The sequence below is a fragment of the Lutibacter sp. genome (assembly GCF_041555395.1).
In the GTDB taxonomy this organism is placed as follows: Bacteria; Bacteroidota; Bacteroidia; order Flavobacteriales; family Flavobacteriaceae; genus Lutibacter.
On record NZ_JBFFKM010000111.1, the window covers coordinates 1 to 2498 of the forward strand.

At 37.0% G+C, this 2498-nt stretch carries 3 protein-coding genes; all 3 read right to left on the reverse strand.

Features of this window, described 5'->3' with window-relative positions; genetic code table 11:
- Nucleotides 1-1410, reverse strand: a 1410-nt coding sequence (locus ABY285_RS12465; RefSeq protein WP_372770549.1) for a CoA-binding protein, incomplete at its 3' end; no start/stop codon positions are given.
- A 16-nt stretch (nucleotides 1411-1426) separates the two neighbouring features.
- Nucleotides 1427-2017, reverse strand: coding sequence for an indolepyruvate oxidoreductase subunit beta (locus tag ABY285_RS12470; protein ID WP_372770551.1), 591 nt, complete (start codon nucleotides 2015-2017; stop codon nucleotides 1427-1429).
- Nucleotides 2018-2021: 4 nt separating this feature from the next.
- Nucleotides 2022-2498, reverse strand: a 477-nt coding sequence (locus ABY285_RS12475; RefSeq protein ID WP_372770553.1) for a thiamine pyrophosphate-dependent enzyme, incomplete at its 5' end; no start/stop codon positions are given.

Below are 2498 nucleotides of genomic sequence, written 5' to 3' on the forward strand. Positions count from 1 at the left end.
AATTGCTTCTAAATCAATAACTGTTTTTGATATTTTTGTAGCAATTGGTTTGGCTGTTTTATATATTTTAGCCAAGGCATTTCCAAATAAAACTTCATCAGGAAAATTGATATTTCCTTTTGAAATAAAATAATTGATTTCCTTTTTCACGTTCACAACGGAAGGTAAAACCGGGAAAATGGGTTTTTTGCATTCTTGCATTTTTTTGTCGAGAACATCATATACGTCGTAGACTTCAAACAATCCAGGACTTCCGAAAATGACAACCATGGCATCAATATTCGAAAATTTATCCTCACAATAATCGATAATAGTTTCCAGTTGTGCTGCGTTTCCTGTCGCTAAAAAATCAATAGGATTAGAAACGGATGATCCTAAAAATAATTTTTCAAGCAATTCTTCACTTTCTTTTCCCTTAATCTCGGGGACGTTTAATCCGTTTTTAGATAAAGCATCCGTAAGCATTACTGCCGGTCCCCCTGCATGAGTAATTACGGCAATATTTTTACCCTTAAGTTCAGGATGCATAAAAATTCCCGCAACCGTAATCAGCTCATTTCTTCCAAAACAACGTACAATTCCTGCTTTTTTAAACAAAGCATCAACTGCAACATCAGAATTGGCAAGTGCTCCTGTATGGGAACTGGCAGCTCTGCTTCCTGCAGAGGAACTTCCTGCTTTTATCGCGGCAATTTTGCAGCCTTTAGCAATTAATGAAGCTGCATGTTTTAGCAGTTTTTGTGGGTTTTCAATGCTTTCAATATATAATAATTTCACTTCTGAACTTTTTCCGTTTTCAAAGGTTTCGTCTAAATGCTCCAGAACTTCCTCAACGCCAATTTGGGCTGAATTTCCTACTGAATAAACGCTGGAAAATGTCAAGCCTGTTGCCATGGCAGCTTCCATAATAAAAACGGCAGTTGCCCCGGAACCAGAAATAAAATCAACTCCTTTTGGATTTAATTTTGGAATTGGTGATGTAAATGCGCCTGCATAATGTTGATTGATCAACCCGATATTGTTTGGCCCAAGAAGTGTTCCGCCTGCAGTATTTATTTCTGCAACAATTTGTTCTTCCAGTTTTTTACCTTCATCATCTTTTTCACCAAAACCCGCCGAAAATATAATAAATCCTTTGGTGTTTTTTTGCTGCGTTAAAATTTGAACTGTTTCCAAAGTAAATTTTGCCGCGATGGCAATAATTGCAAGATCCACTGAAGGAATTTCAGCAACATTTTGATAACATTTTTGTCCTTGTACTTCCGTTTCTTTCGGATTTACGGCAAACAATTCGCCTTCAAAATTGTGAGCGATTAAATTCTTTAAAACGCTTCCGCCTGGCGTATGAATATTGTTTGAAGCACCAATAACAACAATGCTTTTGGGATTTAGTAATTCTTTGTTCAGCATAAAAAAATTGATATTTTTAAGAAACTATTTCTGCGGCAATTTCTTGACCTTTTAAATACGCTTCTAGGTTTTTTGCAACAATGCGTTCCCCTTTTCTTTCAAAAAGTGTGGCAATCGCCTTTTGAAAACTTTCATCGCTTAATGGAATTAAAGAAGAAGCGGCACCCAATAAAACCATGTTGGTTGCTTTTGAATTACCCAAATCTTTAGCAATTTTCATTGCATCAATTAAAATATGGTTTTTATGCGATTTAATTTCATTGTAAAGCGTTTCCAATTCAGGATAATTGCTGATATTTTCAAACGGGTTGGAATCGGTGATTAAAAAGCCGTCTTTTTTCAGAAAAGGCAAATAGCGCAATAATTCCATAGGTTCCACAGAAATAATCATATCTGCTTTTCCCTGCGGAATTAAATCAGAATATATAGGTTTGTCTGAAATTCTAACATGGGACTGCACGGCTCCGCCGCGCTGGCTCATTCCATGAACTTCCGATTGTTTTACGTTTAATTTGTTCTCCAAAGCGGCAGTGTCCAAAACGGCTGCAATGGTTAAAATTCCTTGTCCGCCAACACCTGCTAATATTATATTTATTTTTGTTCGCATACTATTAATTTAATGACACGTTTTTATATTCTTTTAATTTGTCCTTTTTCTCTTTAGGAAGTTGAACGCAAGGACGCTGTGCAATGATAACAGAAACGCCTTTGTAATTTATTTCTTCTCGGATGATATCAATATTTTCCTGTAAATTTTTGTGCAATGGCGTAATCACTTTTAAATGATCTTCATCAAGGCCTAAACCTTTACAAATTGAAATTAACCTTCCTGAAGCCGCTGAATCCTGTGCGCCTGTCATGGCAATGGCTGAATTGTCGGAAATGATAACGGTAATCGGTGTGTTTTCAATAATGGCATCCAGCAAACCTGTCATGCCCGAATGGGTAAAGGTGGAGTCACCAATAACGGCAATTGCCGGTTGAATTCCTGCATCGGAAGCGCCTTTTGCCATAGTGATGGAAGCGCCCATTTCAATAAGGGTATTGATACTTTTATAAGGAGATAAAACACCCAGTGCGGAACAGCC